13 protein-coding genes are annotated in these 14,261 nt (G+C 41.2%); 2 read left to right on the top strand and 11 right to left on the bottom strand.

Annotated features, from left to right (window positions below):
- Nucleotides 1–34: 34 nt before the first annotated feature.
- From odhB to cdaS, 7 genes are all read right to left on the bottom strand, one after another.
- Complete coding sequence (gene odhB, locus AAYR28_RS09675; RefSeq protein ID WP_024422686.1) at nucleotides 35–1,291, bottom strand: 2-oxoglutarate dehydrogenase complex dihydrolipoyllysine-residue succinyltransferase; 1,257 nt, start codon at nucleotides 1,289–1,291, stop codon at nucleotides 35–37.
- 14 nt (nucleotides 1,292–1,305) lie between these two features.
- On the bottom strand, nucleotides 1,306–4,140 hold the full coding sequence (gene sucA, locus AAYR28_RS09680) for a 2-oxoglutarate dehydrogenase E1 component (protein WP_034280582.1): 2,835 nt from the start codon (nucleotides 4,138–4,140) through the stop codon (nucleotides 1,306–1,308).
- A gap of 224 nt (nucleotides 4,141–4,364) precedes the next feature.
- Complete coding sequence (locus AAYR28_RS09685) at nucleotides 4,365–6,281, bottom strand: vWA domain-containing protein (protein WP_120208090.1); 1,917 nt, start codon at nucleotides 6,279–6,281, stop codon at nucleotides 4,365–4,367.
- Nucleotides 6,282–6,292: 11 nt separating this feature from the next.
- Nucleotides 6,293–7,171 carry an ATP-binding protein gene (locus AAYR28_RS09690; RefSeq protein WP_120208092.1) on the bottom strand — a complete coding sequence of 293 codons (879 nt, stop codon included), beginning with the start codon at nucleotides 7,169–7,171 and terminating at the stop codon, nucleotides 6,293–6,295.
- A gap of 89 nt (nucleotides 7,172–7,260) precedes the next feature.
- Nucleotides 7,261–7,839 carry a superoxide dismutase family protein gene (locus AAYR28_RS09695; RefSeq protein ID WP_120208094.1) on the bottom strand — a complete coding sequence of 193 codons (579 nt, stop codon included), beginning with the start codon at nucleotides 7,837–7,839 and terminating at the stop codon, nucleotides 7,261–7,263.
- Between the two features lie 78 nt (nucleotides 7,840–7,917).
- Nucleotides 7,918–9,240, bottom strand: coding sequence for a LysM peptidoglycan-binding domain-containing protein (locus tag AAYR28_RS09700; RefSeq protein WP_024428330.1), 1,323 nt, complete (start codon nucleotides 9,238–9,240; stop codon nucleotides 7,918–7,920).
- A 405-nt stretch (nucleotides 9,241–9,645) separates the two neighbouring features.
- The gene (gene cdaS / locus AAYR28_RS09705) at nucleotides 9,646–10,272 is read right to left on the bottom strand and encodes a sporulation-specific diadenylate cyclase CdaS (RefSeq protein WP_120208096.1); all 627 of its coding nucleotides are present in this window, start codon (nucleotides 10,270–10,272) and stop codon (nucleotides 9,646–9,648) included.
- A gap of 82 nt (nucleotides 10,273–10,354) precedes the next feature.
- On the opposite strand from cdaS, the gene AAYR28_RS09710 reads away from it, so the two are divergent.
- Both AAYR28_RS09710 and AAYR28_RS09715 read left to right on the top strand, forming a co-directional pair.
- Complete coding sequence (locus AAYR28_RS09710; RefSeq protein ID WP_008359993.1) at nucleotides 10,355–10,480, top strand: hypothetical protein; 126 nt, start codon at nucleotides 10,355–10,357, stop codon at nucleotides 10,478–10,480.
- Nucleotides 10,481–10,539: 59 nt separating this feature from the next.
- Complete coding sequence (locus AAYR28_RS09715) at nucleotides 10,540–11,901, top strand: MATE family efflux transporter (protein ID WP_120208098.1); 1,362 nt, start codon at nucleotides 10,540–10,542, stop codon at nucleotides 11,899–11,901.
- 45 nt (nucleotides 11,902–11,946) lie between these two features.
- Here AAYR28_RS09715 and bshB2 read toward each other — a convergent pair whose 3' ends face one another.
- The 4 genes from bshB2 to rarD all read right to left on the bottom strand — a co-directional run bounded on the left by bshB2 (nucleotide 11,947) and on the right by rarD (nucleotide 14,249).
- A complete protein-coding gene (bshB2, locus tag AAYR28_RS09720) occupies nucleotides 11,947–12,612 on the bottom strand; it encodes a bacillithiol biosynthesis deacetylase BshB2 (RefSeq protein WP_024422693.1) in 666 nt (221 codons plus the stop codon).
- A gap of 18 nt (nucleotides 12,613–12,630) precedes the next feature.
- Complete coding sequence (locus AAYR28_RS09725) at nucleotides 12,631–12,981, bottom strand: YojF family protein (RefSeq protein WP_008359999.1); 351 nt, start codon at nucleotides 12,979–12,981, stop codon at nucleotides 12,631–12,633.
- Nucleotides 12,978–13,259: a hypothetical protein gene (locus tag AAYR28_RS09730; RefSeq protein ID WP_120208100.1), complete on the bottom strand. Its 282-nt coding sequence runs from the start codon at nucleotides 13,257–13,259 to the stop codon at nucleotides 12,978–12,980. The genes AAYR28_RS09725 and AAYR28_RS09730 overlap by 4 nt, the downstream gene beginning before the upstream one ends.
- A gap of 78 nt (nucleotides 13,260–13,337) precedes the next feature.
- Nucleotides 13,338–14,249 (bottom strand): EamA family transporter RarD, encoded by a 912-nt coding sequence (gene rarD / locus AAYR28_RS09735; RefSeq protein ID WP_048239421.1) that lies wholly within the window; start codon nucleotides 14,247–14,249, stop codon nucleotides 13,338–13,340.
- Nucleotides 14,250–14,261: the final 12 nt, after the last annotated feature.

A 14,261-nucleotide genomic window follows, 5' to 3' on the forward strand; every position in this document is an offset into this window, starting at 1 on the left:
ACCTTAACAGGTGCTAGCTTTTTATAATTGAAGATTATCCTTCAAGTAATAGCTGCTCAGGATCTTCAAGCAGATTTTTAATCGTAACGAGGAATCCAACTGCTTCTTTACCATCGACAATACGGTGGTCATAAGAAAGAGCTAAATACATCATCGGACGGTTCTCAAAACGTTCTTCATCAATCGCCACCGGACGAAGCTGAATTTTATGCATCCCTAAAATTCCAACTTGCGGGCTGTTTAAAATCGGAGTTGAAAGCAGAGAACCAAATGTTCCGCCGTTTGTGATCGTGAATGATCCACCTTGTAACTCATTAAGAGACAATTTGTTATCTCTTGCTTTTTTCGCAAGATGACCAATTTCTTTTTCAATTCCCGCAAATGACAATCTGTCTGCATCACGGACAACCGGTACGACAAGTCCTTCGTTTGCAGCAACAGCGATGCCGATGTCATAGAATTTCTTCAAGACAAGCTCATCACCTTGAATTTCTGCGTTAAGCAGCGGATACTTCTTCAGTGCTGCTACAACTGCTTTTGTAAAGAAGGACATGAAGCCAAGCTTGACATCATTTTGTTCTAGGAAGGCATCTTTACGACGCTTTCTTAAATCCATCACAGCTGTCATATCGACTTCATTAAATGTCGTCAGCATCGCAGCCGTTTGTTGAACTTCAACTAAACGTTTTGCAATTGTTTGTCTGCGGCGTGACATTCTTTCACGTTCAATAGGCTTTCCTGGTTGTTCAGTTTGCACCGCAGCATTTGCTTTTGGCGCGGCTTTTGGTGCACTTGCAGGTGCTTCATTCTTTTGATAAGAAGCGACATCCTGCTTTCGTACCCTGCCCAGCGGATCTACGGTTGGAATCTCAGATAAGTCTAATCCCTTCTCTCTCGCTAGTTTTCTAGCTGCAGGAGAAGCGATGGTTCTGCCATTACCAGCTTTCGGCTCTTCTTTCACTGCTTCTTCTTTTTGAGCAGCTGCCGGTTCTTCTTTCGAAGCTGGTGCAGAAGCTTGCTCAGGTGCTGGAGCTGCGGACTCGCTTCCGCCAGCTTCACCTGCTGCAATCGTTCCGATGACCTCTCCAACTTGTACAGTGTCACCAGAATCTTTCAGTACTTCTTTTAATACACCAGATTCTTCAGCAGTCAGTTCTACATTGACTTTATCTGTTTCAAGTTCCAGCAGGTACTCCCCCTGCTCCACATAATCGCCCGGCTGCTTTAGCCATTGAGCAATCGTTCCTTCCGAGATTGATTCCGCTAATTCAGGTACTTTAATTTCCGCCATTTTTCATTTCCCCCTTAGTTTTTGCGAGTCAAGCTATCAGATACAATTCGTTCTTGTTCTTTTTTATGCACAGTTGGATCACCCTCAGCCGTACTTGAACGTCTTCTTCGGCCGATGTAACGTACTTTTACTTTTTCAGGCGCAATTTCACGTAAATATGGCTCAATGTATCCCCAAGCTCCCATATTTTGCGGTTCTTCTTGCACCCATACGATTTCTTCTAAGTTTGTCAGCTTTGTTAAAATTCCTTTAATATCTTTGGCTGGGAACGGATATAGCTGTTCCACTCTTGCAACGTGAAGCCAATCTTTCGGCTCTTCCATTTGAGTAAAACGATCACTAATATCAATGGATACCTTCCCGCTAGATAGCACGAGACGCGATACTTTTTCGTGATCATGTACAAGACCCGGCTGTTCAAGAACTGGACGGAACTGTCCATCTGTTAATTCTTGGACTTCAGACAATGTGTTCGGGTTACGAAGCAGACTCTTCGGTGTCATAATGACAAGCGGACGAATCTCTTCACGAAGCAGCATTTTCGCCTGTCTTCTAAGAATATGGAAATATTGTGCTGCACTTGTCAGGTTCGCAACTGTCCAGTTATTCTCAGCAGCTGATTGCAGGAAGCGCTCTGTTCTTCCACTTGAATGCTCAGGACCTTGTCCTTCATATCCATGCGGCAGCAGCATGACTAAACCTGATTTTTGTCCCCATTTTGCACGGCCAGCTGAGATAAATTGATCGAAATACACTTGAGCCGCATTTGCGAAGTCTCCGAATTGAGCTTCCCAAATCACTAACGTTTCAGGAGAATAGACATTATAACCATATTCAAACCCGATGACTGAGCCTTCTGACAGTGGACTGTTATGAACTGTAAACGATGCATTCGCATCACTTAGTTCATGAAGAGCAATAAACTCATCTCCCGTTTGACTGTCGTGAAGAACAAGGTTTCTTTGAGCAAATGTACCACGCTCTGAATCCTGTCCGGTCATTCGAATTGGCGTACCGTCTTTTAATATAGATGCAAATGCAAGTGCTTCCCCAAGTGACCATTCTACTTTACGGTCATCTGTAAACACTTTTGCACGTTTTTCAAGGATCCGCTTCAGCTTACCAAATACTTGGAAATCATTCGGCCAGCTGATCAATTCTTCATTCAGCTTTCTGAGTACATCAAATTCTACTGATGTATCCACTGCTGGGAAGCCGTTTGATACAGGCTCTGGCAGTTCGATTTCTTGAATCGTATGCTCTTTCTTTGAAGGCACCTTTTTATAAGCTTCTTCTATTTTTGCTGTCACAGCCTGCTCGATTTCTTCACGCTGCTCTTTTGTCAAAAGACCTTCTGAGACAAGTTTATCTGCAAAGATATTCTTGACCGTTTTGTGCTTTCTGACCGCATCGTACAGCATTGGCTGAGTTGTAGAAGGCTCATCCATTTCGTTATGACCGTATCTGCGGTAACCAATCAAGTCAATAAGGAAATCCTTCTTGAAGCGTTTGCGGTATTCTACTGCTAGCTGAACAGCCGCTAAACACGCTTCTGGATCATCTGCATTGACATGAACAATAGGAATCTCAAATCCTTTTGCAAGGTCACTTGCATATTTCGTCGAGCGGGATTCATTGCTTTCTGTTGTAAACCCGATCATATTGTTGGCAATAATATGGATGGTTCCGCCTACTTGATAGCCTACAAGTTGGCTTAAATTTAATGTTTCTGCCACAATTCCTTCTCCAGGGAATGCTGCATCCCCATGAATTAAGATGGCTAACGCTTTTTCAACGTCTTGAACTGGATAGCCTTTTTGAGTACGTGATTCCTGAGCGGCACGCGTGCTTCCTTCAATGATTGGATCAATGAACTCCAAGTGACTTGGGTTATTAGCAAGCGTAACTCTCGCACTCTTTGTATCTTCGTCTTTGATTTGACGGTCAGCTCCAAGATGGTACTTAACATCCCCTGTCCATCCGTAGCTGATGCCAATAGAGCCTTCTGATGGAACGAGCTCTTTATTTGGCGCATGCTGGAATTCTGAGAAAATGATCTCATATGGCTTTCCTAACACATGTGCTAATACATTTAAACGGCCTCTGTGTGCCATTCCAATGTTAATATTTGAAGTCCCTTGTGTAACAGACTCTGAAATAATTTCATCAAGTACTGGGACAAGTGCGTCTAAACCTTCTATAGAGAAGCGCTTTTGCCCAACAAATGTTTTATGAAGAAACTGCTCGAACTGCTCAACTTCTGTTAATCTCTTGAAAACAGAAACTAATTTATCTGCTGGTTTTTTCTTAAATAGTTCACCAGATTCAATTGATTTTGAGAGCCAGTTTCGCTCTTCGAAGTCATGCACGTGATCAAACTCAAATGAAATGGTACGTTTATACGTATTTCTCAAATGGTTAATGGCTTCTATGCCGTTTGAAATGTGTTTTGGTGCATCCGGACTAATAATAGATATCGGAATATTCTTGACATCTTCTTCTGTTAAACCGTACTCCTTTAAAGGAAACAGCTCTTGTAATTCCTTTTCTTTGCGAAGAGGATTGACGGAAGCATTTAAATGGCCATACGTTCTGATGTCTTCTGCCAGTTTAACGACTGATGCTATCTTTTGGATTTGTTCAGAAGTAACTACGCTATTTTCTTTTTTCCCAATTTCCTCCTTCATTTCACTCGGTGGTGCACCAAGTTCATCAAATATGCCTCTTAGATCTTCATCAACACTAGTAGGATCCTGGACATACTGATCGTAGAGCTCGAGCACATAGCCGAGGTTCGGACCATGAAATTCTTCCCAACTCAACGGTTGTTTCACATCATTTTGAAACATTTTGAACACTACCCCCAACTTTGATCATCAAGTGATTGAACACTATCTCGATATAACTTCCAGAACACAATGACCAAATTTATGTAATAAAACGCTTCCAATAATATTCTACCACTGTTTTGGATTACTTTCTACATTCTTTGTTCAATTAAAGATAAAAAATTCACAGAAAAACAAAAAATTTAAATCATTCCGAAAAATAATTTGAAGAAAGGGGCAAAACCTTATGCCCCAATGCTTTTATGCAGCAGTTTCTTCAGTAATGGATATAAAACATCTGGCAATGTATCGACATCTGGTACAAAAATGCTGAACTTGCCATACATATCTTGAATGGTTTTCATCTGTGCTTCTTCTATCGGCGAATTGGATAAAAACACATTGATCACCTCAATGCCCTTTTTCCTCGCTTCAAGAACTGCTTCATGTGTATCGACAATCCCATTTTGTTCGTAGCTGAACGCAGCTGGCTCTCCGTCTGAAAAGACAATCAGAAACTTTTGCTCTTCTCTTCGCTTTAAAATCATCTTTGTCATTTGGCGGATCGCATAGCCATCCCGGTTATCCTCTTCTGGCTCAAGAGACATAATAGAAGGCCCTGCGTCAAATAGAGAATCTTTGAACGACACAACTGTGTTGAAGTAGTTTGGCTGACTTGTTTCTGTTGCGTCGTTTGTATCTTCCCAAAACCCAACAATTTGATGTGGGACTTGCACGGATTTTAACGCTTCATGAAAGAGAACAATGCCTTTTTTCGTCTCATCCATCTTGTCAAACATGCTCGCTGAACAGTCTACTAATAAGGTGAAAACAGCATCAATCTGAGAAGACGGTGCCTGTTTTTTATAGAAAAGACGCGGGTTAGACTCTGTAAAGTAGCGAATCAGCTTTTTGCTGAGACGTCCTGCATGAAGGTCTGTTTTAGGCCATGATTTTTTATGTTCAAGTGTTTTTTGGATCATTTGCTTTAAGCGTTTCTGATAAGGCTCAATTTCCTTCGCATGCTGCTTATATGCATCGATTTGTTCTGGCTTAGGAGGATCTGGTGAAATCATGACTGGAAACGCATATTTGTTTTCTTTTCCATTCTCATGACCATCTGCTCCGCTTTCTTCACCTTCAGCTTCTTCCAGCGCTTCAAGCTTTGAATAATCTTTTCGGTGTGTTTGCTTTGCAGAGCCTTGGACAGTTCCGAGTGCCTGATCTCCGTCATCACCTTCTCTTGCCGCATCCTTACCAAGATCACTTTTACCGCCGTGCTCTAAATCAAATTGAAGGAAGCTTTTGGATGGCGCTTCGGTTTCTCGATGCCACACTTCCATATACTCTTGGTGAATGTCTTCATCGCCTTCTTTTTCTCGGTCGACTTTAATGTCCTCACTTAATGTAGGTTTTCTTTTTAAGTCATGGAACAGCGGTTCTTTTGCCGCTTTTTCATAGTCCAATTCAGGGAAGAAAAAGTACGTATTCAGCATATCCTTTTCAAGGAGTTCATCGAAGCCTTCCATCAATTCTTTAACAATAGCTGCGATGTCTGCTGTTGAACCCGCATCATACACACGTTCAAGACTTGACTCAATAAACGGAATCATCGGGTTGATCTGCTCATGAAGAGGCGGAATCTCTTCGAGCGGAGAATCAGCTGTCAGCTTCACATAAATCGCACAAAAGAGTGCATCTGTTAAAATACTTCGTTCTTGGTTAATCGTTAATTGTGTCTTAAAGTGACGCCGGTACAGCTCTCTTCTTCGTTTAAATACCTTTTTTGTTCCTGGGCGGTCATGTTTAATCCGCTCTTCAATCCGGATATCTTCAAACAGCATAAACAATTGTTTACATACATCAGGAATGGATAATGTATGAGCAAAGCGAATGATCTCCTGAAATACCGTAAGATCACTATAAACCGTGCCTACTGCACGAAGGAACACATCACTTTTCAGCCCTGCTAGCATATCTTCTTGTTTACGATCATCCCAAAAATGACTGATGAAAATTTTCTTTTCAAACGGTTCATAGTAGGACTGTACACCGTATTCAAGCTCGACATCATCACTTTTTGCTAACGTTTTGGCTAAATCCGTTAATTCCATAAATAAAAATGAATCGATTCTGCTGTCATTAAATTTGATGAATTTCAAAAGTCAGAACCTCACTCGAATAATGTTTGAGCGATATTTCTTACCGCTGCTTTTTCCCGGTCATCTTCCAGCTTTTCAACAATGCCTCGTTCAACGGCACGAAGCGGCGGGATGTACTGCGCAAGATCACAAGTATCCAGGAGTGCGCGGATGGATGCTGCTTCTTCACTCACTTGTCCGTTATGAGCTTGTGTAATGAGGTCTGATGAGAGCTGAACGAATTGATCAATTAACCGCTCATCCTTTAAAACAGATTGAGATTGCAGTACATCTTTCAGGATACCGCCGCCGATATATGGAACGTCAATGACAACAAAACGGTTTTTTAACGCTTCATTTAGAGGTACTGTGCCGACATATCCTTCATTGATTGCCGCAATGACGCCAAAGCCTTCTTCTGCTCGAACAACCTCACCTGTAAATGGGTTTGTCATCATTTTTCTGTAGTCGAGTACACCATTTAAAATAGGGAGTGTTTCTGGCTTCGCCATGTTGATTTCATCAATATATAAAAGATGGCCCTTTTTCATTGCTTTTGTCACAGGTCCTTCAATGAATTCAATCGAAGCCACCTGACCATCATTGTGAATGGTTTTATAGCCAATCAAGCTTTCAGCATCAAGATCAACCGAGCAGTTCACACTGTGCATCGGCTGCTGAAAGAAAGCGGATAATGTTTCTGCTAGTTTGGTTTTACCTGAGCCGGTCGGCCCCTTTAAAAGAACGTTTTTTCCTAGTGCTAATGCAATCATGGCATCTTGAATGATAGAAGTATCCTGTGATTCATAGCCGCCTGTTCCAATAAGTGGACGAAATTCTTCTTCCAGCACTTTTGCTTTTGCTTCAACCATTGCTTGAATTTCTTCTGGGAGTGATTGTTCGTTAAACATGTATGATTAATTCCTCTCTTCGATCATTTTCCTCACCAAGTATACTAAAAAAACCTTTATGCACTCAATACATAAAGGTTAGACTTCTGTTATTTTACCATTTCTTTTGTGATCGATCCGCAAGCGATGCGTTTCCCTGAGTTTCCAGAAGGGTTACTTAAATAATCATCTGCTTCTGCATGAATGATAAAGCTTCGCCCATTTTGATCGATTAATTGATTCTGGCCTCCCTTTAACGTCACATCTGGTACGTTCACAACCACATCAATTTGTCCATCTGCCCCTACCTCTAAATTAGGCATATCTCCAGCATGGTGCCCCTTTGGATTGTCAAAACCATGCTCTCTATGGGTTGGATTAAAGTGAGCTCCTGCCGTTTCAAAATCTGGCGTTTCACATATTCCTGTTTCATGAATATGAAAACCGTGGGGACCTGGCGGCAGCCCTTTCGCTTTCACATGCAGATCCAGCCCATTTTCTGAGGACTCTCTTATTTCAATGCTTCCTATTTTTTGCCCGCTTTCGTTTATGAGTGACGTCGTGACGGGTGCTTGTTTAGGTGCTGAAACTTCGCTTGTTTCTTCTGTCGTTTCTTTTTTCGGCGGTGCATGACATGCTGATGCGGTAAAGATCAAACATATCATGATCATCCACACTGAATTTTTCATTTATGACTGCCCCCTTTTGTTACCAGTATGGACAATCAAAGCAGCTGGCAAACAAAAAAAGCCGAAAATCGGCTTTTTTTAGAAGAAACGTTTTGCACCTAAGTAGGCTTTTTTCCAATATGGGTTGCTTAAGTTCGAGATCCCTACTCCATTGTCACTTGCATGAAGGAAATCTCCTCCGCCAAGGTATAGTCCCATATGAGAAGGGCCTGCTTTGTACGTTGTAAAATAAACAAAATCTCCAACTTGTGGTGTGCTTACAGGAGTCATCATATTCCAGTAGCCAGCTGTGCTTAATCTGGATACAGATGAAACTTTGTTAATAAGATAGTAAACAAAGCCGCTGCAGTCAAATCCTGCTGGTGTATTACCGCCCCATCTGTAAGGAACGCCTGTCAGCTTTTTCCCCTCTTGAATCATTGTCGTGATCTTTGCATTCATTGGTACATCATTTTTGTTATTGTCGACTGGCTTTGTTGAACCGTTAGACGTAGAGCCATTCGATCCAGTTGAGCCGGAAGCTGCACCATTAATTTTTAATACTTGTCCAATTCTAAGCACATCACTTTTTAAGTTGTTGGCTGTGCGGATTGATTGAACCTGTACTTTGAATTGATTCGCAATTTTCCATAACGAATCGCCTGATTTTACAGTATAAGAGGTTGTTTTCCCGCTAGAAGACTGGTTACTGTTTGAATTGCTTGGTGTAGTAGGTTTTGACTGACTTGGTTTTGATGCAGCCGTTCCTTTTACTTTCAATACTTGATTCGGATAAATCATATCAGATTTTAGTCCGTTCAATGTTTTGATTTCACCAATCGACATATTTAGCGAATTCGCAATTTTCCAAAGTGAATCCCCTAATTTAACCTTGTATGTACTTGAAGATGATGAACTATTTGAGTTCGTTGTCTTGTTGCTTGAGCTGGAATTTGAAGATGAGTTTGAATTTGATGACTGGCTTCCGCTCGTCTTCGTGCTGCCAGATACCTTTAGCTTTTGACCAGGACGAATCAGGTCGCTGTTTAAGCTGTTTAGGCTTTTTAAGCTTGCAACTGACATTTTATGATTTTTTGCAATCAGCCATAAAGAATCGCCAAGCTTTACAGTATAGCTGGAAGTCGTTGAAGCACTTGATTTCTTTGCTTTTGACCCTGTTGATGAACTGGATTTCTTGCTTTTTTCACCAGGAATTTTTAAGCTTTGCCCTGCAAAAATCATTGTCGTTTTTAATTGATTAAGAGATTGAAGCTCCGAAATAGTTGTATTGTACTGTTCGGCAATCTTCCAAAGTGAGTCACCGCTTTTCACCTTGATCGTCTGTGCTTCTGCCGGTGCAGCAAACACAGCTGAGCCAGCGATCGCTGAAACTGTAAGGCCGGTTACTACTTTTTTCTTCATAGAGGAATCTCCGCCTTTCGTGATTTTGTCCATTAAGACGTATGTACTAGTTTTTGAGTTTAGCATTTAATGGTTCTGCTTCTCTTGCACTATTTTATCTTTATTTCTATTATATTACTCGACATGAAGACGTTGGGCAATAACAAATAGGCTAAAGCAGCCAACTCAAAATGCTAAAAAACAAAGCCATATCGTTTCTATCGGCTGTTTGTTGTATTTATAAACATTTTTTAAGGAATTTTTAAGTTGACGTTTAGAAATTTGTCAAAACAAGCACACTGCTAGTTTCATAGTTCTATTCTACATGACAAATTTTTCTGTATCAAATGACTTTTTACTTAATTGGTCGATTTTTCTCCGCAAATAAAAAAGCATCCTTCCGAATGAAGAATGCAGCGTTCGTTTTTATTTTCTTATTTCCGGATCTTTTACGGTAAGCGGGTAAAGCACGCCTTCTTTCGCAAACGACATTTTTCCCGTTTCTTCTGATACGACAAGAACAAGTGCATCTGTCATACCAGAGAGTCCGATCGCTGCCCTGTGCCTTGTGCCAAGCGAAGGACTCACTTTTTTCGATGTAAGCGGCAGCACATTTGCAGCAGAAACAAGTGTATTTTCTTTGACTAAAAGAGCACCGTCATGCAGTGGATTTCCCGGGTAGAAAATGCTTTCTATTAAGGAAGCGCTAATTTTCGCATGAAGGTTTGTCCCTTTTTGAATAAAATCCTCAACCTCATCGCGTCTTTGAATCACAATGAGTGCTCCATGCTTTTGTTTTGATAAATTCTCAATGGCTAAAGAAAATTGAGCAAATCCTGGTGTGAATTCTTCCATATACGCTTGTAAATAAAACGACGAGGCCTCTGCATGCATTTCATTAAACTGATCATGCAATGCTTCGAGATCACAAAGTAAACACTGCTCTGTTTCATCAAGAGAATCAATGATGTCACTTGCATCCTTTGTAATGTTCATCAAATGTGTTCTCATCCCGGCTTTAAATATCACTTCTTCGTTCGTCCGATGGATCATCTGACCTTTTCCCTCCTTCTTTCGCTTGTTGTTATAAAATAGCAAATTGTGCACATTCTATTTGTATGGAGGTGAGCTTAATATGACCATTCAGAAAATCATCCAATATGCTTGCAGCATTTTAGGTGTTGTCAGTCTTTCTTTTATTTATGCCCAAATGTTTAAAAAAACGAAGCCATCTAAGAAAAATAATCCGACGGAGAATTGATTTTTTTACATAGCGTGGTATAATTCCTCTCGTTATTTCTGTTCAGAGAGGAACTTATAATGAGAGAAACGAATAGCATTCGAGCAAAGCTGACACTATTTTTAACCATTTTGATTCCGATTTTAATTACCCAAGCAGGTCTTTCGCTTATTACCTTTTTAGATACGGTGATGTCTGGAAAAGTGAGTGCAGAAGACCTTGCGGGTGTTGCGATCGGTTCTAGTATTTGGACACCTGTTTATACGGGACTTGCCGGGATTTTGATGGCCGTTACTCCGATTGTGGCTCAGCTGATGGGCGCTGGGCATAAAGAAGATGTTCCCCGGGCTGTCTTTCAGGCGATCTATTTGTCCTTTCTTTTAAGTATCGCTGTGATTGTGATTGGTACGATCAGCGTTCCTTACATACTAGGAGGACTTGGACTCGAGCACTCTGTAGAGGATATTGCCCGGCATTTTCTCAGCTTTCTTGCTTTTGGCATCCTCCCGCTGTTTGGTTATTCGGTGCTACGGTCATTTATTGATGCATTAGGGAAAACACGTGTGACAATGTTCATCACGCTCACAGCACTTCCTATTAACTTTGTTTTAAATTACGTATTTATTTTTGGGAATTTGGGCTTTCCAAAGCTTGGCGGTGCGGGTGCCGGTCTTGCATCTGCAATGACGTATTGGGCGATTTTCATCATGAGTATTTGTATTGTCATTAAAGCAGAACCATTTGCCTCATTTCGTTTGTTTCAAAAACTGCCTCGAATGAATATCTCCCGTATAAGGCAAATACTGAAAATTGGCCTTCCTATCGGGTTTGCGATCTTTTTTGAAACGAGTATCTTTGCAGCAGTGACGCTATTAATGGGTCACTTTGATACCATTACAATCGCCAGTCACCAAGCAGCGATGAACTTTGCTTCTATTCTTTATATTTTACCGCTTAGCATCTCAATGGCGTTAACGATCGTTGTTGGGTTTGAAGCGGGGGCTAAGAGGTATAAAGACGCGCAAAGCTACAGCTATATCGGCATTGGAACGGCGGTTTTATTCTCATTATGTACGGCCGCCCTCATCTTGCTATTCAGACCAGAGATCGCTGGTTTATATACAGCTGAATCAGCTGTTTTACAAATGACACAGCACTTTTTGATTTACGCGATCTTTTTCCAGCTGTCAGATGCGATTGCTGCACCCATTCAAGGGGCTCTGCGCGGCTATAAAGATGTGAATTATACGCTCATTGCTGCTTTTGTCTCTTACTGGGTCATCGGTCTTCCTGCCGGTTATCTCATTGGCACATATACCTCCTTTGGGGCGTTTGGTTATTGGATCGGACTGATTGCCGGGCTTGCCGCAGGTGCCATCGTCCTCTTTATCCGTCTTAAGTTGATTCAAAAACGTCAACTCAGGCATGTATCGAATCACTAAATACAACACAAAAAAGCAGCTGACATAGATCAGCTGCTTTTTTGTTTAGTCATTCCATTGATACGTCCAGAAAATTTCTTCATCAAACCATTTTTGGACAACTGGTTCTTTGTTTTTCAGCTTTTGTTCAAGCTCTCTCAACATGCCCTCTGTTTGCGTTCTATGCGCTCTCAGTGCATTTAATTTGATATCTGCAACATCTGTAATATCAATCACAATATCCGCATGTCCAAGGACTTCTTCTCTATTTTTCGTAATGGCCATGCAGTATGTGACAGGACGGTCTTCTTTTTTCTTGCGGTAAAGAGCACGAATCACAGCTTCACCTGTCGCATCATGATCAGGATGTACACCGTGTCCTGGATAAAACGTCACAATGAGTGTCGGTTTGACTTCATCAATGATGGTTTCCATCACATCTGCTAAATACTCGTCGTCTTCAAATTCCAATGTTTTATCACGCAGGCCAAGCATACGTAAGTCTGTGATATCCATTTCTTTGCAGGCATTGATTAATTCCTGTTTTCTTAATTCAGGAAGTGTTTCACGGTTCGCATATGTCGGGCTTCCCATATTTCTGCCCATTTCTCCAAGTGTCCCGCATGCATATGTGACGGGAATTCCGCGTTTTCTGCTTTGTGCAATGAGACCAGCAACCCCAAAAGATTCATCATCGGGGTGAGGCAGCATCACTAGTACATGTTCGTTCATGACTTGTCACCCTTTCTTCTACACCTGAAATGGTGTTTCACTAATTTGTAATGAGATCGCTAGTTTGCCGTCTGGCAAGTGTCCAGCTAATAGCAGGCGGCCTTGGTCATCAAACACATAATCGGTTAATCCTTCTGCGTAAATCCAGCCATCTTCTGTTTTCATTCCAACTCGGTATGGACCTTGTCCTTTTATTTTCGCCTGTGAATAGACGACTTTCGCATTGCGGATATACGCCACAACCGTCATATTTTGTTCATTTACATGAGCTGAATAAGAACCAGTTGTCGTTTCAAGATGAACGAAGACTGGACGATTTAAAAACGATTCAAGATGGGCAGTGACATCTTCCGTTTGAATTGGTTTCATGAGTGGTTCCTTCCTTCATTTTGAATTAATTCTCGCAGCTTTTTCGTATGTAAGCTGATCAGCTGCAGCTGATGATCATGCTTAAGCTCACTTTCTAAAATTCTCTCCACAGCAAGCACATACTTTTGGTGTAATGATTTCCTTGCCCGCGGATGTGTTCGTGCATCGAATAAATCATCACATATGGCCTCGTGTAAAGAAGACATATCATCAACATCAAGCTGACGATTTTTCCATAAAGATTGATAGGCGGCTGCAAGCTCATGAGCTGACGACATATGATCACCTCTACAGTTTTGGTAACAATTTATTATGACATGATCCGCCTGCAAAAAAAAGCAAACTGCTCGTTTGGCTTAATGAGAATTCGCTGTTTTTTTCATGCGTAATTGAGAGGTGGTAAACAGTAAAATCGCCACCCAAATACAAAGGAATGTCACAATTTTAGCTGCGGATAAGTGTTCGTGATAGACAAACAGCCCTAAAAACAGCGTAATTGTCGGTGCAATGTATTGCAAAATGCCCACTTGATAAAGTGGAATTCTTTTTGCGCCTTCTGAGAATAAAAGAAGCGGCACGGCTGTAAAAACGCCTGCAAAAAATAAGAGACCGAGCGACCCGAAGCTGTTAGGATTCATAGTCACGACAGGTTCTTTTAAGAAAAATAATAAGTACACAAGTGCAGCCGGTGCGAGAAGCAGCGTTTCAATCGTCAAACCAATCGCGCTCGTGAAGCTCATCCTTTTTTTAATCAAACCATAAAAGCCGAAGCTAAGAGCTAATAAGAAAGCAACGACAGGAAATGACCCGTATTGAACTGTTGAAAGGATCACACCAAATGCGGCAATGAGGATGGCAATGGTTTGCAATTTATTTAGTCGTTCTTTTAAGAAAATAATGCCTAATAGAACGGATACAAGCGGATTAATATAGTACCCTAAACTTGCTTCTAGCATAAGACCATGATTGACTGCCCAAATGTAAACATACCAGTTGACCGAAATTAAAATAGCAGATAAAAGTAATGAAAAAAATGCTTTACCATCCAGTATGAGACCCTTCACTGTCTGCATTGCTGGGCGGACTTGTTTTAAATACAAAAGAATACCGCACATAAACACAAATGACCATAAAATTCTGTGCGCTAAAATTTCGCCTGACGAAATATGCTCCATCAGCTTCCAATATAACGGGAATAAGCCCCAGAGTGTAAAAGATGCTGCCGTGTAGAGAACACCTTTTGATTGCTGTTCGTTCAATGTAACCATCCCTTTCTAAAT

The organism is Bacillus safensis (assembly GCF_039619585.1).
Lineage (GTDB): Bacteria > Bacillota > Bacilli > Bacillales > Bacillaceae > Bacillus > Bacillus safensis.

Excerpts from the sequence above, each read along its gene's own strand:
- sucA (WP_034280582.1), bottom strand. The coding sequence starts at position 4,140 with ATGTTTCAAAATGATGTGAAACAACCGTTGAGTTGGGAAGAATTTCAT.
- AAYR28_RS09710 (WP_008359993.1), top strand. The coding sequence starts at position 10,355 with ATGACCATTCAGAAAATCATCCAATATGCTTGCAGCATTTTAGGTGTT.
- rarD (WP_048239421.1), bottom strand. The coding sequence starts at position 14,249 with ATGGTTACATTGAACGAACAGCAATCAAAAGGTGTTCTCTACACGGCA.
- AAYR28_RS09695 (WP_120208094.1), bottom strand. The coding sequence starts at position 7,839 with ATGAAAAATTCAGTGTGGATGATCATGATATGTTTGATCTTTACCGCA.
- cdaS (WP_120208096.1), bottom strand. The coding sequence starts at position 10,272 with ATGATCCATCGGACGAACGAAGAAGTGATATTTAAAGCCGGGATGAGA.
- odhB (WP_024422686.1), bottom strand. The coding sequence starts at position 1,291 with ATGGCGGAAATTAAAGTACCTGAATTAGCGGAATCAATCTCGGAAGGA.
- AAYR28_RS09730 (WP_120208100.1), bottom strand. The coding sequence starts at position 13,259 with ATGTCGTCAGCTCATGAGCTTGCAGCCGCCTATCAATCTTTATGGAAA.
- bshB2 (WP_024422693.1), bottom strand. The coding sequence starts at position 12,612 with ATGAACGAACATGTACTAGTGATGCTGCCTCACCCCGATGATGAATCT.
- AAYR28_RS09690 (WP_120208092.1), bottom strand. The coding sequence starts at position 7,171 with ATGTTTAACGAACAATCACTCCCAGAAGAAATTCAAGCAATGGTTGAA.
- AAYR28_RS09715 (WP_120208098.1), top strand. The coding sequence starts at position 10,540 with ATGAGAGAAACGAATAGCATTCGAGCAAAGCTGACACTATTTTTAACC.
- AAYR28_RS09725 (WP_008359999.1), bottom strand. The coding sequence starts at position 12,981 with ATGAAACCAATTCAAACGGAAGATGTCACTGCCCATCTTGAATCGTTT.
- AAYR28_RS09700 (WP_024428330.1), bottom strand. The coding sequence starts at position 9,240 with ATGAAGAAAAAAGTAGTAACCGGCCTTACAGTTTCAGCGATCGCTGGC.